The sequence below is a fragment of the Pedobacter jamesrossensis genome (assembly GCF_042650905.1).
In the GTDB taxonomy this organism is placed as follows: domain Bacteria; phylum Bacteroidota; class Bacteroidia; order Sphingobacteriales; family Sphingobacteriaceae; genus Pedobacter; species Pedobacter jamesrossensis.
Genome location: NZ_JBHSBY010000004.1, coordinates 20,569 through 42,900, shown reverse-complemented (window position 1 = coordinate 42,900; position 22,332 = coordinate 20,569). Strand labels below are relative to the sequence as shown.

The window sequence follows — 22,332 nt, the reverse complement described above, 5'->3', positions numbered from 1 at the left end:
CTATATTACTGTTTATCGAACGTTCTTACTAAAACTCTAACTATTAATAGTGGCATTTACCACACTCTAAACCACCCAATAACGCTGGTGTAATTTTCTCGCCTTTTTTAATTTTCTCATGCGCTTCGATAACCTTAGCGTAGAAAGCATTATCTTTTTGACCAGAAATATCAGTCTCTTTGTGGCAGTTAATACACCATTTCATGGTTAACGGAGAATATTGATAAATTTCTTCCATTGTATTAACCGGACCGTGACAAGCGAAACACACAGGTTCAGTTGGCTGTAATCCTTTTGCTTTACGAATTGCATCTTCTGCAACAACTACGTGTTGAGAGTGATTGAAGTAAGCGAAATCCGGAAGATTGTGTACACGCACCCATTCCATTGGTTTTTCTTTACTCTTATCGTATTTCTGAGTTTCAGGATCGTAACCTAAAGCATTGTAAATTTTCTTAATCTCTGGTGAGATTTGACCATCTTCTGTTCTAGCCTGCACTGCTTTATGGCAGTTCATACAAACATTTAACGATGGAATAGAAGCATTTTTTGACTTAAATGCACCTGAGTGACAGTATTGGCAATCGATTTGATTGATACCAGCATGTAACTCGTGAGAGAATTTAATTGGTTGTACTGGTTGGTATCCTGTGTGAACACCTGTGTTCCACATACCCATCCAACCCCATGAACCTAAAGCGATAATTAAACACAAAATGAAGAACATAACAAACTTCTTGTTTTTGAACATTTTGCGAACACCTACCTTTAAAGGCACATCTTCTTCAATTTCGATACCTTGTTTTTGTAAAATTAAGCGCTCTAATAATTTAGAAGCACGACCTAAGATTACTAAAATCACAATTGCAATAGCAACGATGGCAACAATACCCGCAAGAGATAAACCTGAAGTCGTATCATCTTTTGGAGCAGCAGCACCTTCGGCACCAGCTTTTGGCTTAGGCTCACCTTCTTTAATGTATGCTAAAATGTCTTTAACCTTAGCCTCATCCAATTCAGGAAAAGAAGTCATTGCTACTTTACCATTTTCATTGAAAAGTTTAACAGCAGCAGGATCGCCTGACGCAACCAAACCCTGTGAGTTTGGAATCCACTTTAAAAGAAAAGCTTCTGGGTGACGATCGCTCACACCTGTTAAAGCAGGACCAACCATTTTTTGATCTAATGCATGGCACGACGTACATTTCGCTTTGAAAAGCGTCCTTCCGGCAGCAGCATCTTGCGCATTAACGGTAGAAGCCGCAATTACGGAAATAGCTGAAAACAGGAATAACGACTTCCAAACGTTTTTTAAAATCATCGAGATATCTCTCATAATGAACACTTTATACTTATTTAATTTACTTTTTGTTGTGAAATTGATGCTTAGAATGATATATCCCCATCAAAACTTGAACAAAAGTATAACTTATTAATAAATCCCATGACATAATACTGACTTGAAATACAATTTATAATCATTCTAAACAAATGCAGTTTCAAGCCTATCAGTAAACAAAAATGCTCATTATCGAAGTTTATCTCAAATGAGCATACTCAAAACCGATTTGGTTTTGTTAAGTTTTCAAATTATTGTTTTAATATCCAGGCAAACATTAGTGGCGCTACAATTGTTGCGTCACTCTCTACAATAAACTTAGGTGTATGAATATCTAATTTACCCCAAGTAATTTTTTCGTTCGGTACAGCACCGGAATATGAACCATAAGATGTTGTAGAATCCGATATCTGACAGAAGTAACTCCAGAAAGGAATATTCTCCATTTCCATATCCTGGTAAAGCATAGGTACAACGCAAATCGGGAAATCGCCAGCAATACCACCACCGATTTGAAAAAATCCAATTCCTTTTCCTGCACTATTTGCGATATACCAATCTGCTAACCAACCCATATATTCTATACCACCCTTAACAGTTGTTGCTGTTAATTCGTTTTTCATTACATAAGAAGCAAAGATATTACCCATGGTAGAATCTTCCCATCCTGGAACAACGATTGGCAAATTCTTCTCAGCAGCAGCCAACATCCAAGAATTTTTTGGATCGATTTCGTAATATTGTTCTAAATCGCCACTTAAAAGCATTTTGTACATAAATTCGTGCGGAAAATAACGCTCACCCGCCTGCTCGGCATCCATCCAAATTTTTTGGATATGTTTTTGTAAACGACGGAAAGCTTCTTCCTCTGGAATGCAAGTATCAGTAACGCGGTTATAATGGTTTTCTAATAAATCCCATTCATCCTGCGGACTCAAATCTCTATAATTGGGTACGCGTTTGTAATGTGAGTGTGCAACAAGATTCATAATATCTTCTTCTAAGTTAGCACCTGTACAAGAAATAATTGAAACCTTATCCTGACGAATCATTTCTGCAAGAGATATACCCAATTCAGCAGTGCTCATTGCGCCAGCTAAAGTAATCATCATTTTACCACCTTCATCCAAATGTGTTTCGTAACCTTTAGCTGCATCCATCATTGCCGCAGCATTAAAATGGAGGTAATTACGCTCCATAAACTGAGATATTGGTCCTCTTGTATTGCTCATTTCTAAATTTTTATTGTTCGGCTGCAAAAGTACAGATTTAGGTTAACTGTTGAATAGTTTAATTTTTAGAATTGCTGAACTGCTTAATTGCTGGGCTTTTTAACCGCCAACTCAAAACATAAAATAGATTTGACCGGATCATTTTTTACAAAGTGAATGTAGATAAAGAGGAGCGTTACGAAATCTATTTGAATCCGCCGCTATTCCACTTGTTTTGTTTGCTCCGGTAAATGGCCCAATTATAAAAGATCCTGGAGCAGATAGCAAAGAGAAAGTTGAAGCTAGGTTACAGGCAATTTTGGGTAAAACTTAAGTTTATTGGTTATTGGGTTATAAAATTCTAATGGAGATGCTGCATAATCTAGAGAGGTTTAAAAATAATTTTATCCTACATTTGTGCCGATGAAAAAACTCTTGCTACTAATCTTATTCTCTATATTAGCCAATTCACTTTGGGCACAAAAAAAATTAATACAAAAGTTACTATCAAACGAAAAAGATACTACCCGTAAAGCTAGTTTTCTACCAATTCCTTCTTTCGGTTATGCTCAGGAAACTGGTCTTGAATTCGGCGTAGGCCTCATTTATTCTTATTATACAGATAGAAAAGACACAATTACCAGAAGTTCTAACTTCTCTTTAAATGCGACCTATTCTACAAAGAAAACATATAATGTTGCTTTTAAGGGTGATGCTTGGTCGCCAGGAAACAAGTACCATTTCATTGGTGATGTTCGCTTAAAAAAGATGCCGTTTAACTTTTACGGAATTGGGAACAACACCCAAAAATCTGATGAAGATAAATTGGTTATGAACCAAATTAAAGCGCTCTTTGATGCTGAAGAAAGTTTTATCAGCAATGCCTATACAGGTATTTCTCTTGGTTTTGAAAATTATAAATTCGCAGACCAAACAGTTGGTGGAATTTTCAGTAACAACCCCACAATTTTAGATAAAGACGGTGGTTCTGTTGTATACCTTGGCTTAAGCCAAAGTTACGACACCCGAAATTCGAACAACTACCCTACTAAAGGTTTCTTTGGTCGAGTTACCTACCAATATGCGCCTCATTTTTTTGGTGGCGATAGCTTTACCGGAAGCCAGATAAAATTAGATTTAAGAAACTTTTGGTCTATTAGTAAGAAAGTTGTTTTTGGTGTACAAGGAATATATTATACCATACAAGGCTCTAAAACACCTTTTTATTTGTTGCAACAATTGGGCAACGACCAGATAATGCGTGGTTACTATGGCGGCCGTTATCGTGATGAACACCTTATGGCATCGCAGGTAGAATTACGTTATCGCTTTATGAACCGCTTCGGAATTGTAGCCTTTGCGGGTGCAGGTAAAGTTTTCGATAATGGAAATTTCGATTTTAAAAGCTTAAAACCTAACTATGGTTTTGGCGGTCGATATTTCTTCGATACTGCAAAAGGCTTAAGCGTACGAGTAGATTACGGCGTAGGTGAAAAATTAGCTAATGAAAAACGCCAAAGTGGGTTCTACATCAGTTTAGCAGAAGCATTTTAATAGTGGAAAAGGTAAGATATACAATGGAAGTACTCATTTTGTATCCATTTTACATCTTTCATAACTAATTACTTCTTCTTTGCTCCTCTTCATTTCCTGTTTTTGCACTTTGCTGTTTAAGTTTTAATTTATAAAATATTTCCGGATAAAACTAAGGTTCTACAACGATATTTTCGCCAGAATACTGCCAAATTTCTACTTTTCCATTAAGATTAAACTTCGCATTCGAGCCTTTAATCTTTGTTCCTGATTCCCTTGTAAGAACAAGATTTTAAGCCATACCTGAATTATTTTTTTGGTTTAAAATAATTTCATCCGCATCGATAATCATATTTCTGAAATATATCTTTGCCTTTCCATACAAAGATATTACCGATTTATCTTTACTAAGTTTTGCAGAATCTAAAACAGAATATCAAAATCCCTCATTAACCAAATCATTCTGCCTTATATTATAATTTCCAAACGATTTTCGAGACCTATCATCAGATGAATCGAATGTTTTATAAGTTCCAGCTTTTAAATCAAATACAATTTTCTCGGAAATGACTCCATAAGACCCATTAAAATTTTCTGCCTTATAAGCCGTAAGCAGATTATTTACTCTATCCCATTCAACAGATTTTGCCTTCAACTTGTCCCCCTGAATTTCGATAACAGCATCTTCCAGATAAACTGATTTAGATTTTACATTGCCTATAATTTTTGAAGAAGAAATAATTTTTGGGATAATTAATTTGATGGATTTAGTTGTATCTACCTTTTGAAAAGAGAATATTTTTTGCTTCTTAAACCCTGATGTTAGTACAGTTTTTTCTTCCTCTTTTATTTTATTCCTTGCAATTATGGGTCGCTTATTTTTAAATCCTAAATCAGTTAGATGTCTTACTTCAGCATAAACGATTTGTACTGAAAATAGCCATAGCAATGCTAAACCGATTGGCAAAGCAAATAAGTAAATTGTTTTTTTTATGCCATTAGACTTTTTGCAAAACAACATCCTAACCCGTTCTTTAATCGGACTTTTAACAAAATTATGGATAAGAGGCATTTCACTTTTATTAACCGCTAATCTTAACAATAAGCCCGCATACGCGTGGTTTCCAAAACTTTCAGAGGTTGCTTCATCGGCTTCGTATTCATGTGTTTGTTCTAAGGCATCATCAAAAAGATAAATTATTGGGTTAAACCACAATATCGCTTTAGCTATCATCAATAATATCTTATCGATAGAATGAAACTGTTTTGAATGAATTTGTTCGTGTTTCAATAAAACCTGTAAATCGGTTTCACTGAGCTTTGTTTCATCAATAAAAACATAATTAAAAAACGAGCAATTGGTAAAGCCTTTGGTTTTAGAAATGAGTTTTAAGCCATTAAATTCACTCGTGTAATCTCTGGTGTACTTAATTAAGCGTACTATTTGAAAAATACAAACCAAGACCATAGCCAAAGCCACCAAACCATAACCATAGTATATTAAAGCAATCCAATTATAGGCTGTTTCCTTTACTACAGGAAATGCAGTTGTATGAATTGGGTTAGATTTCTCTATCAAATAATCAGATTGAGCTGTAACTAAGGTTCTATTTGTAAACTCCTTTTGGTTAAATGAAATTTCCTGCTCGATGGTAAACTGCATTGCAGGAATAGCAAAGCTAAAAACCAAACTTCCGAGTAAATAGAAACGATTAATCTTAAAAAACGTTAGCCTTCTTAAAACAAGCAAATAGAAACTAAAGAATAAGGCTAAACACGCACTTACTTTTAAAAGGTAAATTAGTAGTTCCATTTTTAGTTTTTAAAGATTAGTAGTTAATGCTTACTAAATGCTACAAAGCCATCCAAAATCAAATTGCTGATTCTTCTTAAATTCTGCTCATCACTCACATAAGCTAAACTTTTTTCGCTGCTAATATTCCCCAACTCCAGCACTACAGCAGGAATTTTCGATTCTCTTGTTAAAAGCAAGTTTGCATCTTTCAAACTGTCACGAACTTCGATACCCGATAATTGGCTTAAAGCACTGAGCAAACTAACCCCAAACTTCTCTGCCATTTTTATATTCGGATTAGATTTTGAAACAAAAACCTCAATACCTTCAAATGGTGGTTTAATGTTAGGTTTTGGCATCGAATTATGGTGCATGGAAATAAAGGCAGTCGCTGTTTCATCAGGTAAGCGGTCGCGAAGCGAGATCATTTTATCGGTACTTCGTGTTAAAACCACATTAATATTTCTTTTATCAGCCTCTTCTTTAAGGATTTGAGCAGCTCTCAAATTCAGGTCTTTTTCCTTAATTCCTCCCACACCTTCGACCGCACCATCTTTACCGCCATGTCCAGCATCAATAACTAAAATTAATTCTCTACCTGTTTTTAAAGCTTTGATTTCATCATCAATTGAAACATTATTGTTCGGTATTTCATCTACCAGATTAGTAGTCAATGCAATAGTATCTAAATTATTTTGGTTAGTAAAAGAGATAATCGTTTCTTCTGGTTTTGAAATACTATCCTGCTTCACCACATCCAAAACTGGATGTGACTCATCTCTAACCGGCAAAACTTCCTGTTGATTTACTTCACCATTTTTAGAAATTTGCTTTTCAGTTATTACCTCTTTTTGATTGATGAAAGCCACGCAACAGAAACAAACAACTGGAAGGATAGCTAAATAGATAAATCTTTTCATCGGACGATTGGGTTTTTTGTACATCATCATAATTCTTTTTTTAAGTGGGAGTTTACTAAAGTTATTGGTTGGGAAATTACTTACGGGACTGGCAAGATTTAACAAAAGCGAAGCATAAATCTTCTTATCAATTGATACAGAAGTTGCTTCATCGGCCAAAAACTCATGGTTATTGTCAATTGCCAAGCGCCACAAATAAATAATCGGGTTAAACCATAAAACGCAGACTGCAATGTTTACCAATAACTTATCAATACTGTGCGCTTGATTTACATGTATTCTTTCGTGCTGAATAACTAAATCCTGTTCTTCTTTTGCGAGTGAAGAATCGACAACTATTTGATTAAGAAAAGAACAATTCTTAATTTTCGATTCGGCCTTAACAAAAACTACAGGCCCAACTTTTGTTAATTTAAACTTATTTAGCACAAATTTAATATAACCTATAGTAACCAATGTTTTAATCAAAAACCCCAATAAAACTGCATAATAAACGTATTCGAGCATTTCTTTCCATTTTGAAAAATCAAGAAGAGCACTACTATTTTCGTTAAAATCTGCTTCAAAAGAATTATCATGACTGTAAGCAACCTTTAGTTCAGTTGGTTTTTTACCAACAATTGCTTCGTGCTTATTTTCTATAGTTAGCGTAGGAATAATAAAGCTAACAATAAGCGTAAAAAGAAGATAAGTTCTGTTTAATTTGAAAAACGTAAGCTTTGCTAACAAAAGCTGGTAAGTAGCAAAAAAAATTGCAACGCAAGCCGAAACCTTTAAAAGATAAATTAAAATCATAGCTAGGAGTTTTGTTCAATAATTTTCTTGATTTCTTCTATATCCTTTTCACTAAGCTTTTCTTCCTTTACCATAAACGACAATAAACTTGCAGGCGAACTATCAAAATAACCAGAAAACAATTTAGAGAATGTTGTTTTAGCATATTCTTCTTTTGTAATCGCAGGAAAGTATTCGTAAGTTTTTCCGTAGGCTTTGTAATTGATGTAACCTTTTTTCTCTAAAAGTCTTACAATAGAAGAAATGGTATTGTATGGTGGTTTTGGTTCATCATCCAGTTCATCAATTACATCTTTAACAAATGCCTTTTGCAATTTCCATAAAACTTGCATAATACGTTCTTCTGTTTTTGTTAATTCTTCCATAACCAAACATATAACTTATTTTTCAGTTATACAACTATAAGAGCAGTTATTTAACTTAAAAAGCAGTTTAAATATTTAAATAGCTGATTAATATATTTTTATAATTGTAAACGAACGGATTTAAGATCTTAGCAATTGCAGTCCCGCCATTTGCTATAGCCCGCATAAAAAATCGGGGCCGCCGCGTTTGTCGGGTTTATTAACGATTGGCTTATTAAAAAAAATGCCAATTCGAGCGAAGCCGAGAACCACGAAGTACTCAGTGTAGCCAAATTTCTTAAAGCAAAACAACCTTGAAAGATCACTCCATTTAGTCGAAACAACAGAATTATTATCGAGAAAAAAATTATTTACTTAAACCAGCAAGTGCATTTATGGTTAATGCTACAATAACGGTGTTAAAAATGAAGGCAATTAAACTGTGTAAAAGTGCTAAACGCCTTATTCGTCGAGAAGATATTTCTACATCAGAAACCTGAAAAGTCATCCCTAGAACAAAAGAAAAATAAGCGAAATCTATAAAATCGGGTTCATGATTTCCCGGAAAATCCAATCCTGAGCCATTTTTACTCGAACCAGTCTTTACATTATCGCCATAATAAAGATGTGCATAACGTACGCCAAAAGTAGTGTGAACCAAAAACCAGGATAAAAACATACCAGAAATTGCGACCGTTAAATCTAAAGGTTCAATATTCTTATTAATCAGCAATAAAACTACGGCAAGTAAACCTGCAAAAGTCGAAACTAATACGACCACAAAAATTTCGCTTCGGGTTTCATCCTGTACTTTTGCTTTAACATGGGTTTCAGCTGCCGAAGTATGGAAAAACATATACCAATGGAGACTAATCAGCACCAAACATAATATATCCCAGGCAAACATAACATGAGTAAGTGTACCCATATCTATAAGTAGAGAACCAAAATAAGCTATAACTCCGGCAAAAAAAGCCAACAACAAAATACGTAGTGCAGATAATTTTTGAATGCCCTTTAATTTTGGTTCCATTTTAATATTTATATTTTAAGCTTAAAATGCTCTTTTGCCTGTCCTTTTTTGAAATAAACTAATCCAATCCAAAATAAATCAATTGTAACTGTAACATCAGGATGGTTTTTAATCTCTTCCCAAGCTTCTTTCATGCCCTGACTCCAATAAATATCGTCAAAAATCAGCAATGAATCTTCAGTTACTTTTGGCAAGCACCATTTAAAATAATTTAAAGTTGCATCCTTTCTGTGGTTTCCATCAATATAAACGAAATCTAGAGTTGGTTGCTTTGCGATAACATCAGGTAAAATCAAATCGAAATTCCCAACATGCAATTCTATATTAGTAAGGTTTAAATCTTCGAAATTATTTTTTGCTACACCTGCTGTTTGTGGGCAGCCTTCTATTGTAATAATTTGTGCTTTAGGGCAGGCTTTAGCTAAGTATGCAGAAGTTATACCTAAACAAGTCCCCAACTCAATAGCAGATTTCGGTTTCGTATTTTCTGCTAATCTATAAATCAATTGTGCAAGCTTTGGGCTTTTTAGTGCATTCTTAGCAATCTGACTAATCTTTTTTGTACGGTTCTTATTCAGATGAGAACCCGCACCAAGGTCTGTAACCGTGATTGAAGAATCGTCATTAAAAAGTTTTTTTCGCTGAGCTTCTATATTTTTGTATTCAGATTTGTCTGTAAAATCGTAAATTACCTCGTCTGCTAGCTTATAAACGAATGGCGAATGCGTTCCGTGTCTGGTTTTAGCAGTTAAACGGTGTTTAAGGTAGTCTGTAATAAATTGAATTATCATATATATTGCAAAAGTAATTAAACACTGCAAACGTTGTATGTTTTATGGAAAATAACGCAGAGATAAGTGCCTTAGTTAAATTGCTTGATGATCCGGATGAGGAAGTTTATCATCATGTAGAACAAAAACTGCTCGAATATGGCGGAGAAGTCATTCATTTTTTAGAAAATGCATGGGAACAATCTTTCGATGGTCTTTTACAAGAACGTATTGAAAATATAGTTCATCAAATTCAATTCAAAACTGTTAAAGAAGATTTAAACCTTTGGCATTTAAGTGGTGCGTTTGATTTATTGCAAGGCACTTTAATAATTAATCGTTACCAATATCCAGACCTGGATGAGCAAAAAATCATTCTTCAGCTAGAAGAAATTAAGCGTGAAATTTGGTTGGGTTTGCAATATGAAATGAGTTCTGTTGAGAAAGTTAAACTCATTAACCACGTTTTATACCAACAATTTGGCTTTAGTGGAAATACAAAAAACCATCACGACCCACAAAACTCTTATTTAAATCAGGTTTTAGAAAGTAAAAAAGGAAACCAAATTTCGCTTGCCATCATTTATTCTACACTTGCCCAAAAACTTGATATGCCAATTTATGGCATCAACTTACCTCAACATTTCATTCTAGGGTTTATTGATGAGAGCAAACAGGAAAGTACGGAATACGGCGTATTATTTTATATAAACGCATTTAACAAGGGAAATATTTTTGGCAAACATGATGTAGATCAGTTTCTCCGTCAGTTAAATTTAGATGCATTACCAGAATATTATCGTCCTTGTAGTAATACTGATATTATTCGTCGCGTTATTAGAAATTTAATTTCGGCTTATGAAAATGCCGGTGCAACAGAAAAAGTGGCAGAATTAAACGAACTTCAAGAAATTATTAAAGACGACAGTAAAACAGATTAAAAAACTATACAGATGCAAATTAAATCTAGCAAACAACTTTACAGCTTTTATCTAATTATTTGTATTTGTCTCATTGGTTTAAAATTGCAAGCGCAAAAAACGGTTAAACCAAATGTTATTGCTTATTACACAGGCAATAACTCTGTAATAGATAGTTTCCCAATTGAAAAAATTAGTCATTTAATTTATAGTTTTGGGCATTTAAAAGGCGATAGCTTAAACATTCGTTCTGCCAAAGATTCTGCTTTAATTGCTAGAATGGTTGGTTTGAAGACACGAAATCCAGCTCTAAAAGTGATGATTGCAATGGGCGGTTGGAGTGCTTGCGCTACTTGCTCGGAAGTGTTTAGCAGAGCAGATGGAAGAAAAACTTTTGCAAAAACAACCAAGGCTCTTTTAGATTATTTTAAAGCAGATGGTATTGATATAGATTGGGAATACCCAGCAGTGGCAGGCTTTCCCGGTCATAGGTATACAGCTGACGACAAACATAATTTCACTTTACTAATTGAAGAACTTAGAAAAAAATTAGGTAAGAAAGCCGAAATAAGTTTTGCTGCTGGTGGCACTAAAAATTGTATTGATTCATGCTTTGAATGGGATAAAGTAATGCCTTTAGTTAATAGGGTAAACCTGATGAGTTATGATTTAGTAAGTGGCTATGCTACGCAAAGTGGTCATCATACGGCTTTATTTTCAACACCAGAGCAACCACTATCTACAGATTTTGCAATCAAGGCCATGGTAGATTATGGTGTTCCTGTTAATAAAATAGCTTTAGGGGCAGCATTTTACGCAAGGGTTTTCGAAAATACGACAGATGCGAACCAAGGCTTAAACCAACCTACAAAATTTATTAGTGGCACTTCCTATAAAAACTTCAAAAACCAGTTTACCGAAGAAAAAGGTTTTAAATATTATTGGGATGATATTGCAAAAGCACCATATTACTATAATGCAGAAGCAAAACAATTTGTTACTTTCGATGACCCTAAATCGATTACTTTAAAAACAAAATATGTTGTTGATAAAAAGCTCAACGGAATTATGTTTTGGGAACTAAGTGACGATTCTTATTCTGATGGCTTGGTAGATGTTATTAATAAGGCAATGAAGTAGAAATAAGTCTAAAACTTATTTTTCTTCATCCAAGCACCTAACAGAGCAAACCAATCTACATCTGATGTTTTGTTTTTCAACCCAAAACCATGCCCACCTTGTTCGTATAAATACATTTCGGTTTTAACACCATTCTTTTTTAAGACATCATTAAGCATTATGCTATTCGCAACAGGAACTGATTTATCATCTTTAGCGTGAACCAAAAATGTTGGCGGTGTTTTCTTATTAACGTTTTTATCAGCAGAAAAATAATGTTTTAATTCTTCTTTAGGATTTGCCCCTAATAAATTCTTCATCGTTCCGGTATGTACCGATTGCTCGAAACTTATAACCGGATAAATTAATGCAGCAAAATCAGGGCGAAGACTAATTTTTTCAGCATCTTCAATTTTAACATCAGCATAATGGGTTAATAAGGTAGAAGCTAAATGTCCTCCGGCCGAAAAGCCCATTATACCAATCTTATTCGATTTAATATTATATTTCTTAGCGTTTTTTCTTACAAGGTAAATTGCCTGTTCGGCATCTTGTAGAAGTGCATAGGTTTTATCAATCATGATTTCATCACTTGGCAAACGATATTTTAACACAAAGGCTGTAACTCCAATTTCATTAAATCGTTTCGCAACGTTATACCCTTCGTGGTCTATAGCCAGAATTCCATAACCGCCACCCGGGCAAATAATAACTGCTGTACCATTTGCTTTATCAGCCGAAGGCGAAAACATAGTTAATGTTGGCGTAACCACTTTACTAACCCTAGAAATTCCGTCGGTACCTTTAACTGTTTCCTCGATATATGTTGAAGAACTTTTAGCTCCGGGAACAGCGCCATCATAAAGTGGAATAATTTCTTGTGCTTTTAAAGAAAATGTTGCCATAGCCAATAAGATTACAAAAACTGATGATTTTACCATGATTATAATTTTAAAACTCCATTAAATATGCTTTCAAAAATTCGTCAATCTCTCCATCAAGCACCGCTTGAGGATTAGACGTTTGATAGTTTGTACGATGATCCTTTACTCGTCTATCATCTAAAACATAACTTCTAATTTGCGAACCCCACTCTATTTTCTTTTTAGAACCTTCAATAGCGGCAATTTCATCATTACGTTTCCGCTGTTCAATTTCATAAAGCTGCGATTTTAAAAGCCGTAAAGCATTTTCTTTATTCTGCAGTTGTGATCTCGATTCCTGATTCTTGATAATAATACCTGAAGGCTTATGATACAACCGAACAGCCGTTTCAACTTTATTTACATTTTGTCCACCTGCACCACCTGCTCTAAATGTTTCAAATTCTACATCGGCGGGATTTATGTAAATTTCTATAGTTTCATCAACCAAAGGATAAACATATACAGATGCAAAAGAGGTATGTCTGCGAGCATTAGAATCGAATGGAGAAATACGAACCAGACGATGAACGCCGTTTTCCCCTTTTAAATAACCATAAGAAAAATCACCATCGAACTGTAGCGTAACGGTTTTTATACCTGCGATTTCACCTTCCTGACTATCTTGCTCGGTAATTTTATATCCGTTTTTTTCGCCCCACATCATATACATACGCATAAGCATATATGCCCAATCGCAACTTTCGGTTCCACCGGCACCAGCCGTAATTTGCATTACAGCAGAAAGTTGATCTTCTTTGGTTCGAAGCATGTTTTTAAGCTCCAAATCGGCAACAGCTTGCTTGCTGCCCTCAAATTGTTCTTTTAATTCTTCTTCCGAAGCATCTCCGGATTGAAAAAAATCGAACATAACCGCCGCATCTTCTACTGAGTTATTTGTTTTTTCGAAACCATCGGTCCATTTTTTCTTTGAACTGATTTCTGCAAGAATTTTTTCTGCTTTTTTAGGGTCGTCCCAGAAGTTGGGTGCCATTGTTAATTTTTCTTCTTCGCGAATAGCGTAAAGTAGCTCTTCGACGTCAAAGATGCCTCCTCAGAGACGTTATTCTGTCTCTTAAATCCTGAATTTGTTCTTTGGTCATAATGGCAAAGGTAACTAATTAAAAAAACTATTCTTTACATTAAAAACGGTTTAAATTTCAACAAACTAGTAAACCACTGTGGATTTTCGATATATGGATTTGGTAAAGAAGTTCATTTTTTCTTACAAACAAAACCGTAATTGCTGAGCAATGACGATATGGGAAAATCAGTATAAATTTCTAATAAAGAACGGGCTATATGACAGTTAGGCATTGCCCTTCTGAGCTTGTCGAAGAACTATCTGTATTAATATTAAAGCATTTCGACAAGCTCAATGCGACAAGTTTTTCAAAGAAATTAAATTATAATGCAGCCTTATTTTGATCCAGTGTCGGTCTGTATTATTTTTTCATTGGCATATAATCCAATGTTAGGTTAGAAAGTAATTTAACGCCTAAAACAAATCCACTCTCATCCAAATAAAAATCTGGTGTATGGTGAGAAGGTGATTTTAAAGGATCTTTTCCTTTGGGCATCCCTCCAAGAAATACAAATAGTCCAGGAACTTTTTCCTGAAAGAACGAAAAATCTTCCGCCCCAGTTACTGGTGGTTTTAACTTAACATGATCTTTCCCTGCCGTTGCCTGCATACTTGGCAGCATTTTCTCGGTTAGGGCAACATTATTAAATGTTACAGGGTAATGGTTGCTATATGGAATTTTAACTTCTGCCTTTCCTCCACCAGCTTCAGCAGTTTTGGTAACAATAGTTTTAATTCTATCTATAAACATGGCCTCATCTTCTTTACTAAAATTACGTACTGTACCAAGCATTTCTACCTTTTCGGGAATAATATTTGAGCGAACACCTCCATTTATTGCACCAATGGTAACAACGCCAGGATTTTGAGTTACATCTAAATTTCTACTTACAATTGTTTGAAGATTATTTATAATTTGAGCCGAGATAACAACGGGATCGATACTACTCCAGGGATATGCACCATGAGCTTGTCGGCCAGTAACCGTAATTTTCATATCATTTACGGCTGCCATTGTTCCGCCGGGGCGGTAAGTAACATCGCCAACCTCTGTTTGAGAATTAATGTGCAAACCGAAAATAACATCAACTTTTGGATTTTCCAAAACACCTTCCTTAATCATTAATGCAGCACCACCTTCTTCACCAGCAGAAACGCCCTCTTCTGCAGGCTGAAAGATAAATTTAACGGTTCCTGCTATATCCTTTTGCATCGACGCCAGAACCTCGGCAACACCCATTAAAATCGCAACATGACTATCGTGTCCGCAAGCATGCATTACGCCTACTTCTTGTCCGTTATATTGCGCTTTAACTTTAGATGCAAAAGGAATGTTAACCCGCTCAGTTACAGGCAAACCATCCATATCTGCTCTCAATGCAACCACCGGACCAGGTTTCCCTCCCTTTAAAACTCCAACAACACCTGTTTTAGCAACACCCGTTGTAACTTTTATACCCAAAGATTCGAGATGCTTAGCAATAATACCAGCGGTTCTAACTTCGCTATTGCCAAGTTCGGGATGCTCATGAAAATCACGTCTCCAGGAAATAACTTTTTGCTCAATTGCATCGGCTTTTTTAGAAACGGCTGTTTTAACTTCTGTCTTTTGAGCAAAAGCACCTGTAGAAATTGCAAGAATAAAGAGGATGTAGATTTTTTTCATATGTATAAAATTATTTTCGATGGTTATGAAGCTATCATGCTTTTATTCAATGGTGTTTGTGGTTGGCAAAATCTTGATGGTTTCATATATGGATAATTTCTTTTAAAAATAAGTTATAAAAAAAGCCTTATGCAATGCATAAAGCCTTTGATTATTTAGTTAAATAAGCCTTTTAACTTATCTACAATTCCACCAGATTCTGTAGTTCCGCCTGCCTGAGCCTGGCCACCGCCATTAAACATACCGATAACATCGCTGACATCAAATTTCCCATCAGCTCCACCAGCAAGACTAACTAAAACATCTTTAATATTAAAAGAACTATCACTAGGATCGGCGGTTTTTTGGGTTAATTTCCCTAAAATAACCGGGATAACTGAAGCTGCTAAACTTTTAGCAGTCTCTGCATTTATACCTAACCCAGCTAATTTATCGGTAAAACTACCTGCAGCCTGCGCCGTTACAGCAGAACCTTCCGGATTTCCAGAATTAAAAATCTCTGCCAATCCACCAATATTCCCAGATGATAATTGATCTTTCAAAGTATCAAAAATAGAACCTGATGCTGCTTGAATTACAGCTTCGTTTTGCTCATTTGGAACAGCTGCATTATTTACAACCGTTTCTTGTACGTTTTCGCGTACCAATTGACTCAAATTTTCTAACATAATTTCTTTAATTAATAATTACAAAACAGGATGCGCAAACAAGCGGGATGTTATATGCAAGTTAACTTGTTTAAAATAAATAATGAAATGATTTTTTTGAACATTAAAAAGACTGATTTAACTATTTGCTTTATTACTTTTACAGAAAAGAAAAAGATTATGTTACCAAAAATAAATTTCACAGAAACCGAAGCCTATAAATATTTGGCAGATCATTTTATAGATATCAATCAAAAAAGCATTAAAGATCTTTTTGCTGAAGATGCGGATCGTTTCAGCAAATTTTCAGTTTTTTTTGAAGACATTCTGCTTGATTACAGTAAGAACAGAATTACTGATGAAACACTTGCCTTATTAATTCAATTGGCTCGCGAATGTAAATTGGATGAGGCTATAAAATCTATGTATAATGGAGATAGGATCAACGAAACTGAAGATCGTTCTGTTCTTCACATCGCTTTGCGTAATTTAAGTAACACTCCCATTTTAATTGATGGTAAAGACGTAATGCCAGACGTGAATGCTGTTTTGGCCAAAATGGAAAAATTTAGTAATAGCATAATAAATGGCGAATGGAAGGGCTATACTGGCAAACCAATTACAGACATAGTAAACATTGGTATTGGCGGTTCAGACTTGGGGCCTGTAATGGTTACCGAGGCTTTAAAGCACTATAAAAACCACTTAAATATTCATTTTGTTTCTAATATTGATGGAACGCATATTGCAGAAACACTTTCTGGTTTAAATGCTGAAACCACTTTATTTTTAGTTGCTTCGAAGACATTTACTACGCAAGAAACGATGACAAATGCACACTCTGCCCGTTCATGGTTTTTAGAGAAAGGTGGTAAAGAAAGCGATATTGCGAAGCACTTCGCTGCATTATCTACAAATGCTAAAGATGTTTCTGCATTTGGTATCGATACCGAAAATATGTTCGAATTTTGGGACTGGGTTGGTGGTCGTTACTCTTTGTGGAGTGCAATTGGCTTATCCATATCATTAAGTATCGGTTTCGACAATTTTAAGCAATTGTTAGCAGGTGCACATGCAACTGATAATCATTTTAAAAATGCAGAATTTGAAAACAACCTACCTGTAATTTTAGGTTTATTAGGTGTTTGGTATATTAATTTTTACAATGCCGAAACACAGGTAATTTTACCATACGACCAATACATGCATCGCTTTGCGGCTTATTTCCAACAAGGCGATATGGAAAGTAATGGTAAACATGTAGATAGAAATGGTAATGAAGTTGATTACGAAACCGGGCCAATTATTTGGGGCGAACCTGGAACAAACGGCCAGCATGCATTTTATCAGCTTATTCACCAGGGAACAAGAATTATCCCTGCCGATTTTATTGCGCCTGCACAAAGCTTAAATCCTCTTGGCTATCATCATCCAATATTATTATCCAACTTTTTTGCTCAAACAGAAGCTTTAATGAATGGTAAAACAGATGAAGAAGTTTCTGCAGAATTAAAGAAAGATGGGAAAACAGATGAAGAAATTGCAAAGCTAGCCCCTTTTAAAGTTTTCGAAGGTAACAGACCAACCAATTCTATATTAGTAAAAAAGATTACGCCATACACTTTAGGTAGTTTGGTAGCCATGTATGAGCATAAAATATTTGTTCAGGGTATAATCTGGAATATTTTTAGTTTCGACCAATGGGGTGTTGAGTTAGGTAAGCAATTGGCTAAAAAGATTTTACCAGAATTAGAGAATTCAGAGAAGATATCGAGTCACGATAGTTCTACAAATGGCTTAATCAATCAATATAAAGCCTGGAGATAAAATAAAAAAATCATAAAAAAAGCGAGCTAAACACTCGCTTTTTTTATGATAATTATATAATTTAGCTAAAATCTCCTAATCGTTTAGTTACAACGATACAAACTAATTATTATTAAAAAGAAATTATTTAAAGCGAAGGCTTACGATTTCAAAAAACAAACAAATTATCTAATGAAAAAAAGAATTCTTTTTGCTCTTGCCATTTCCGGTTTGTGCTTTAGTGCCTCGGCTCAGAAAGTACAGTTTACCGAATACGATTTGGACAATGGTCTTCATGTAATTTTACATCAAGACAAAACTGCGCCTGTTGTAGCAGTATCCGTTATGTACCATGTTGGTTCTAAAGATGAGGATACCACTCGTACAGGTTTTGCTCACTTCTTCGAACACCTTTTATTTGAAGGCTCTAAAAACATTAAAAAAGGTGAGTTTATGAAATTGGTTAGTAGTAATGGCGGACAAAACAATGCCAATACCACACAAGACCGTACTTTTTATTATGAAGTTTTCCCTTCGAACCAATTAGAGTTGGGCTTATGGCTGGAAAGTGAGCGTATGTTACAGCCAGTTATTAATGAAGGTGGTGTAAAAACGCAAAATGAAGTTGTTAAAGAAGAAAAGCGTTTACGGGTAGATAACTCTCCTTACGGAAAATTTACAGAGAAAATCTTCACTCATTTATTTGATGGGCACCCATATAGATGGCAACCTATTGGCTCTATGGCACATTTAGATGCAGCAAAGCTTGATGAGTTTATCGCCTTCTTTAAAAAATATTATGTTCCGAACAATGCGGTTTTAACCATAACCGGTGATTTAGATATTGAGAAAACCAAAGGATTGGTTAAACAATATTTTGCCGAAGTACCAAAAGGCGCTCCGGTAGTTCGTAAAGAATTTAAACTTCCAGAAATCACTAAAGAAATTATTGATACAGCTTACGATGCAAACATCCAAATCCCAGCAATTTTTGCCGCTTATCGCGTTCCGGGGATGAAAAGCAGAGAGAACAAAGTTTTAGGGATGATTAGTTCTATTTTATCTGGTGGTGGAAGCTCTAGATTAAGCACCAAAATGGTTGATGAAAAGAAAACTGCATTACAAGTTGCTGCTTTCAACTATACATTAGAAGATTATGGTGCTTACATTACTTTGGCGCTTCCGAACAAGAACACACCACTTAACGATTTATTAAAAGATATTGATGAAGAGGTTTTACGTTTACAAACAGATTTAATTAGCGAAAGCGATTATAAAAAACTACAAAATCAATTCGAAAACAGTTATGTAAGTGCTAACAGCAGAATGCTTGGTGTCGCAGAAAATTTGGCTAATGGCTATACTTTCCACAACGGTGATACAAATGATATTAATAAAGAGCTTGATGTTATTAAGTCAATCACTCGTGAAGAAATCAGAGATGTAGCTAAAAAATATCTAAACAAAAACCAAAGAATTGTTTTGTATTACTTACCAAAAAAATAACCGCTTTTCATATTACATTACTTAAGAAAAATGAAAAAATTATTCATAATAGCTGTAGTTTCCTTATTGGCTCAAGGCATTTCAGCACAAACAATAGATCGTAGCCAAAAACCAAAACCTGGTCCGGCTCCGGTAATTACCATTGGCGACCCAGTTATTTACAAACTAGCAAATGGGATAACTGTTTTGGTTGTAGAAAACCATAAACTACCAAAAGTATCTGCAAGTTTTAGCATAGATGCCGGTCCGATAACAGAAGGCACAAAAGCTGGTGTTGTGAGTTTAATGGGCAGTATGTTAAACGAAGGTACAACCACAAAAACCAAAGCCCAATTTGACGAAGCCGTAGATCAACTAGGTGCCGATGTTAGTGCTGGGGCATCAGGAGGTTCTGTATCTGCGTTAACTCGTTATTTTAGTCCTGCATTTTTGTTGATGGCTGAAAGTCTTCGCCAACCTTCATTTCCTGCGGCATCATTCGAAAAACTAAAATCGCAAACTTTAACAGGCTTAAAATCTAATGAAAAAAGTGCAAAAGCTATTTCCAGCAGAGTTGTTAATGCTTTAGTTTATGGGAAAAATCATCCTAATGGTGAGTTTACTACAGAAAATTCGATTAACGGAATTACTTTAGATGACGTTAAAGCGGCCTACAAAAAATACGTTACCCCATCTAGAGGCTATTTAACTTTTGTTGGTGATATTAAGCCAGAAGCAGCAAAGGCATTGGCAGAAAAAGCTTTTGGTGATTGGAAAGGTAGCACTTTAACCTTGCCTGTTTTGGCCAAAGTTAGCAATCCAGCTAAAACTGAAGTTGATGTCGTAAACGTAAGTAATGCGGTACAATCAGAAATTACGGTTACAAATCTTATCGATTTACCAATGAATAATCCAGATTATTTTGCCGTTTTATTAGCAAATCAAATTTTGGGTGGTGGTTCAGAATCAAGATTATTTATGAATTTACGCGAGAAACACGGATTTACCTATGGTGCGTATTCAAACACTGGCGCAGGTCGTTTTCAATCAAAATTTACAGCAAATGCAGCAGTAAGAAATGAGAAGGTTGATAGCGCAGTAGTAGAGTTTCTTAAAGAGATAAATACCATTCGTACTGTAAAAGTTTCTGCAGAAGAATTACAAAACGCAAAAAATCTTTATAACGGTTCATTTGCTTTAGGCTTGGAAAACCCCGCTCGTACTGCAAGTTTTGCAAGTAATATCCTAATCAATGGTTTACCAAAAGATTTCTATCGCACTTACCTTCAAAAACTAAATGCAGTAACAACCGATGATGTTTTGAGAGTGGCCAAAAAGTATTTCAGCCATGATAATACACGTGTTATTATTGTTGGTAAAACAGAAGCTTTTGTTCCAGGATTAAAAAAAGCAGGTTTCACAGTTAATACTTTTGACAATTATGCAACCCCTGCATCAGCTACCTCTACAACGACAGCGCCTACTAAATCTGCTAAAGAGATAATTAGCAGCTACATTACTGCTATTGGAGGTGAAGCTGCTTTGAAAAAAGTTACATCTTTAGAAGAAACATCAGAAATGGATATTCAGGGCAATAAGCTGGCATTAAACACTAAAAAATTATCGCCGAATTTCAGTGCTATGGAAGCTACAATGATGGGCCAAACTGCAATGAAGCAAGCTTTTAATGGAACAACCGGCTACCAATCTTCGATGGGCAAGAAAGTAGATCTAACTGCTGAAGAGATTGCTGAAGCCAAAGCAAGTAAAGGTATATTTGGCCAACTTTATTACGGAACAGAAGGCAATAAAATTGAGGTCGCAGGAACTGCTAAAGTAGGCACTGCAAATGCATATAAGCTTATCGTAACTTCTGCTTTAGGAAAAAAGAGAACGGAATACTATGATGTTACTTCAGGATTGTTATTAAAAGAAGAAAACACAATTACTAAAGATAATAATGAAATTACTCAAACAGTTGAGTATTCTAACTATAAAAAAGTGGGCGATGTTTTATTTCCACATACTTTAGTTCGCAGTATTCAAACTGCAAAGGGCGGTCAGGAATTTAATATTTCTGTAAAAGAAGTTAAAATTAATCCTGCTTTAAAAGCTTCAGACTTTAACTAGTCAAATTAATATTTTTTAAAAGCCGTTCTGAATTAATTTCCAGAACGGCTTTTTTGTTTTTACTGTTTTTAAGTTCGGTTAAGCGAACTAATTAAATTGATTATATTTATATAGGTTTTTTGAAATAAAATCCTGCCAATTTATGGAAATAAGCGAACTCTATCATCTTTAAATTGTTAAACATTTAAAACACCAAAAATGAAACACACAAAAATATTACTGAGTTTATTTTTCACCGTAATTATAACTCAGGCATTTGCGCAAACCGATAAAGAAACAACAGCTAAAATAGTTGCGAATAAAACCTATGTTTTTGTAGCTAATTCTGCAACACCATTAGCCAATAATGAGGTTAATCAGGTATTAAGAAGCTTTCCCGGTGCTCAAGGTGGTGGAACAATAAATTTATCGGGTTCACAGTACGACCTGCTTGTAAAACCAGATAGCTTAATCGCCTTCTTACCTTATTACGGCAGATCTTTCTCTGCTCCTTATAATCCAACCGAAGGAGGAATTAAGTTTACATCGAAGAATTTCTCGTATAAAGAAACTAAGAATAAAAAAGGTGGTTATACGATAAGTATCCGAACCAATGATTTAAAGATGGAAAACTATCAAATGACTTTAAATATTTCGCAAAACGGATACGCCACCTTAATTGCCTATAGCAACAATAAACAGCCTATAAATTTTAATGGTTATTTAGATGAGGTGAAGAAAAAAAAGTAACCAGGATTTTATGCCTGTTAAACTAATGAAGTTTCTTTGAAATTTTTAAAGAAACTTTGTTAATCCTATTTAAAAGCAAAACT

18 protein-coding genes are annotated in these 22,332 nt (G+C 34.9%); 7 read left to right on the top strand and 11 right to left on the bottom strand.

Going from position 1 to position 22,332, the window contains the following annotated elements:
* Window positions 1-43: 43 nt before the first annotated feature.
* Window positions 44-1,336 (bottom strand): c-type cytochrome, encoded by a 1,293-nt coding sequence (locus tag ACFOUY_RS00320; protein ID WP_378958451.1) that lies wholly within the window; start codon window positions 1,334-1,336, stop codon window positions 44-46.
* Between the two features lie 254 nt (window positions 1,337-1,590).
* Window positions 1,591-2,571: a deoxyhypusine synthase family protein gene (locus ACFOUY_RS00315; protein WP_378958450.1), complete on the bottom strand. Its 981-nt coding sequence runs from the start codon at window positions 2,569-2,571 to the stop codon at window positions 1,591-1,593.
* 402 nt (window positions 2,572-2,973) lie between these two features.
* Between ACFOUY_RS00315 and ACFOUY_RS00310 the strand changes: the two genes are divergently transcribed.
* On the top strand, window positions 2,974-4,104 hold the full coding sequence (locus tag ACFOUY_RS00310) for a BamA/TamA family outer membrane protein (protein WP_378958449.1): 1,131 nt from the start codon (window positions 2,974-2,976) through the stop codon (window positions 4,102-4,104).
* A 415-nt stretch (window positions 4,105-4,519) separates the two neighbouring features.
* On the opposite strand, the gene ACFOUY_RS00305 is transcribed toward ACFOUY_RS00310, so the two are convergent.
* The 5 genes from ACFOUY_RS00305 to ACFOUY_RS00285 form a co-directional block, all read right to left on the bottom strand.
* Complete coding sequence (locus ACFOUY_RS00305) at window positions 4,520-5,896, bottom strand: M56 family metallopeptidase (RefSeq protein ID WP_378958448.1); 1,377 nt, start codon at window positions 5,894-5,896, stop codon at window positions 4,520-4,522.
* Window positions 5,897-5,919: 23 nt separating this feature from the next.
* Window positions 5,920-7,593 (bottom strand): N-acetylmuramoyl-L-alanine amidase, encoded by a 1,674-nt coding sequence (locus ACFOUY_RS00300; RefSeq protein ID WP_378958447.1) that lies wholly within the window; start codon window positions 7,591-7,593, stop codon window positions 5,920-5,922.
* Between the two features lie 2 nt (window positions 7,594-7,595).
* Window positions 7,596-7,958: a BlaI/MecI/CopY family transcriptional regulator gene (locus tag ACFOUY_RS00295; RefSeq protein WP_378958446.1), complete on the bottom strand. Its 363-nt coding sequence runs from the start codon at window positions 7,956-7,958 to the stop codon at window positions 7,596-7,598.
* 346 nt (window positions 7,959-8,304) lie between these two features.
* Window positions 8,305-8,970, bottom strand: coding sequence for a DUF1345 domain-containing protein (locus tag ACFOUY_RS00290; RefSeq protein WP_378958445.1), 666 nt, complete (start codon window positions 8,968-8,970; stop codon window positions 8,305-8,307).
* A gap of 8 nt (window positions 8,971-8,978) precedes the next feature.
* Complete coding sequence (locus ACFOUY_RS00285; protein WP_378958444.1) at window positions 8,979-9,761, bottom strand: O-methyltransferase; 783 nt, start codon at window positions 9,759-9,761, stop codon at window positions 8,979-8,981.
* 44 nt (window positions 9,762-9,805) lie between these two features.
* Here ACFOUY_RS00285 and ACFOUY_RS00280 point away from each other — a divergent pair, with 44 nt between their 5' ends.
* Window positions 9,806-10,681 carry a transglutaminase-like domain-containing protein gene (locus ACFOUY_RS00280; RefSeq protein WP_378958443.1) on the top strand — a complete coding sequence of 292 codons (876 nt, stop codon included), beginning with the start codon at window positions 9,806-9,808 and terminating at the stop codon, window positions 10,679-10,681.
* 12 nt (window positions 10,682-10,693) lie between these two features.
* A complete protein-coding gene (locus ACFOUY_RS00275) occupies window positions 10,694-11,800 on the top strand; it encodes a glycoside hydrolase family 18 protein (protein WP_378958442.1) in 1,107 nt (368 codons plus the stop codon).
* A gap of 8 nt (window positions 11,801-11,808) precedes the next feature.
* Here the strand turns inward: ACFOUY_RS00275 and ACFOUY_RS00270 are convergent, their stop codons facing one another.
* The 4 genes from ACFOUY_RS00270 to ACFOUY_RS00255 form a co-directional block, all read right to left on the bottom strand.
* Complete coding sequence (locus ACFOUY_RS00270) at window positions 11,809-12,720, bottom strand: alpha/beta hydrolase (protein WP_378958441.1); 912 nt, start codon at window positions 12,718-12,720, stop codon at window positions 11,809-11,811.
* Between the two features lie 10 nt (window positions 12,721-12,730).
* Window positions 12,731-13,805 (bottom strand): peptide chain release factor 2 gene (prfB, locus tag ACFOUY_RS00265; RefSeq protein WP_378958440.1). Its coding sequence is split into 2 segments (ribosomal slippage): window positions 12,731-13,744 and window positions 13,746-13,805, totalling 1,074 coding nucleotides; the frame shifts between segments, so codons are not numbered across the junction.
* 342 nt (window positions 13,806-14,147) lie between these two features.
* Window positions 14,148-15,452 (bottom strand): amidohydrolase, encoded by a 1,305-nt coding sequence (locus ACFOUY_RS00260; protein ID WP_378958439.1) that lies wholly within the window; start codon window positions 15,450-15,452, stop codon window positions 14,148-14,150.
* A gap of 155 nt (window positions 15,453-15,607) precedes the next feature.
* Window positions 15,608-16,120, bottom strand: a complete 513-nt coding sequence (locus tag ACFOUY_RS00255; RefSeq protein ID WP_378958438.1) for a hypothetical protein — start codon at window positions 16,118-16,120, stop codon at window positions 15,608-15,610.
* A 159-nt stretch (window positions 16,121-16,279) separates the two neighbouring features.
* Here ACFOUY_RS00255 and pgi point away from each other — a divergent pair, with 159 nt between their 5' ends.
* The 4 genes from pgi (at window position 16,280) to ACFOUY_RS00235 (ending at window position 22,249) form a co-directional block, all read left to right on the top strand.
* Window positions 16,280-17,926 (top strand): glucose-6-phosphate isomerase, encoded by a 1,647-nt coding sequence (pgi, locus tag ACFOUY_RS00250; RefSeq protein ID WP_378958437.1) that lies wholly within the window; start codon window positions 16,280-16,282, stop codon window positions 17,924-17,926.
* Window positions 17,927-18,097: 171 nt separating this feature from the next.
* Complete coding sequence (locus tag ACFOUY_RS00245; protein WP_378958436.1) at window positions 18,098-19,411, top strand: M16 family metallopeptidase; 1,314 nt, start codon at window positions 18,098-18,100, stop codon at window positions 19,409-19,411.
* A 30-nt stretch (window positions 19,412-19,441) separates the two neighbouring features.
* The gene (locus tag ACFOUY_RS00240) at window positions 19,442-21,520 is read left to right on the top strand and encodes a M16 family metallopeptidase (RefSeq protein ID WP_378958435.1); all 2,079 of its coding nucleotides are present in this window, start codon (window positions 19,442-19,444) and stop codon (window positions 21,518-21,520) included.
* A 198-nt stretch (window positions 21,521-21,718) separates the two neighbouring features.
* On the top strand, window positions 21,719-22,249 hold the full coding sequence (locus ACFOUY_RS00235; protein WP_378958434.1) for a DUF4251 domain-containing protein: 531 nt from the start codon (window positions 21,719-21,721) through the stop codon (window positions 22,247-22,249).
* Window positions 22,250-22,332: the final 83 nt, after the last annotated feature.

Coding starts and splice junctions, on each gene's coding strand:
- ACFOUY_RS00320 (WP_378958451.1), bottom strand. CDS start 1,336: ATGAGAGATATCTCGATGATTTTAAAAAACGTTTGGAAGTCGTTATTC.
- ACFOUY_RS00315 (WP_378958450.1), bottom strand. CDS start 2,571: ATGAGCAATACAAGAGGACCAATATCTCAGTTTATGGAGCGTAATTAC.
- ACFOUY_RS00310 (WP_378958449.1), top strand. CDS start 2,974: ATGAAAAAACTCTTGCTACTAATCTTATTCTCTATATTAGCCAATTCA.
- ACFOUY_RS00305 (WP_378958448.1), bottom strand. CDS start 5,896: ATGGAACTACTAATTTACCTTTTAAAAGTAAGTGCGTGTTTAGCCTTA.
- ACFOUY_RS00300 (WP_378958447.1), bottom strand. CDS start 7,593: ATGATTTTAATTTATCTTTTAAAGGTTTCGGCTTGCGTTGCAATTTTT.
- ACFOUY_RS00295 (WP_378958446.1), bottom strand. CDS start 7,958: ATGGAAGAATTAACAAAAACAGAAGAACGTATTATGCAAGTTTTATGG.
- ACFOUY_RS00290 (WP_378958445.1), bottom strand. CDS start 8,970: ATGGAACCAAAATTAAAGGGCATTCAAAAATTATCTGCACTACGTATT.
- ACFOUY_RS00285 (WP_378958444.1), bottom strand. CDS start 9,761: ATGATAATTCAATTTATTACAGACTACCTTAAACACCGTTTAACTGCT.
- ACFOUY_RS00280 (WP_378958443.1), top strand. CDS start 9,806: ATGGAAAATAACGCAGAGATAAGTGCCTTAGTTAAATTGCTTGATGAT.
- ACFOUY_RS00275 (WP_378958442.1), top strand. CDS start 10,694: ATGCAAATTAAATCTAGCAAACAACTTTACAGCTTTTATCTAATTATT.
- ACFOUY_RS00270 (WP_378958441.1), bottom strand. CDS start 12,720: ATGGTAAAATCATCAGTTTTTGTAATCTTATTGGCTATGGCAACATTT.
- ACFOUY_RS00260 (WP_378958439.1), bottom strand. CDS start 15,452: ATGAAAAAAATCTACATCCTCTTTATTCTTGCAATTTCTACAGGTGCT.
- ACFOUY_RS00255 (WP_378958438.1), bottom strand. CDS start 16,120: ATGTTAGAAAATTTGAGTCAATTGGTACGCGAAAACGTACAAGAAACG.
- pgi (WP_378958437.1), top strand. CDS start 16,280: ATGTTACCAAAAATAAATTTCACAGAAACCGAAGCCTATAAATATTTG.
- ACFOUY_RS00245 (WP_378958436.1), top strand. CDS start 18,098: ATGAAAAAAAGAATTCTTTTTGCTCTTGCCATTTCCGGTTTGTGCTTT.
- ACFOUY_RS00240 (WP_378958435.1), top strand. CDS start 19,442: ATGAAAAAATTATTCATAATAGCTGTAGTTTCCTTATTGGCTCAAGGC.
- ACFOUY_RS00235 (WP_378958434.1), top strand. CDS start 21,719: ATGAAACACACAAAAATATTACTGAGTTTATTTTTCACCGTAATTATA.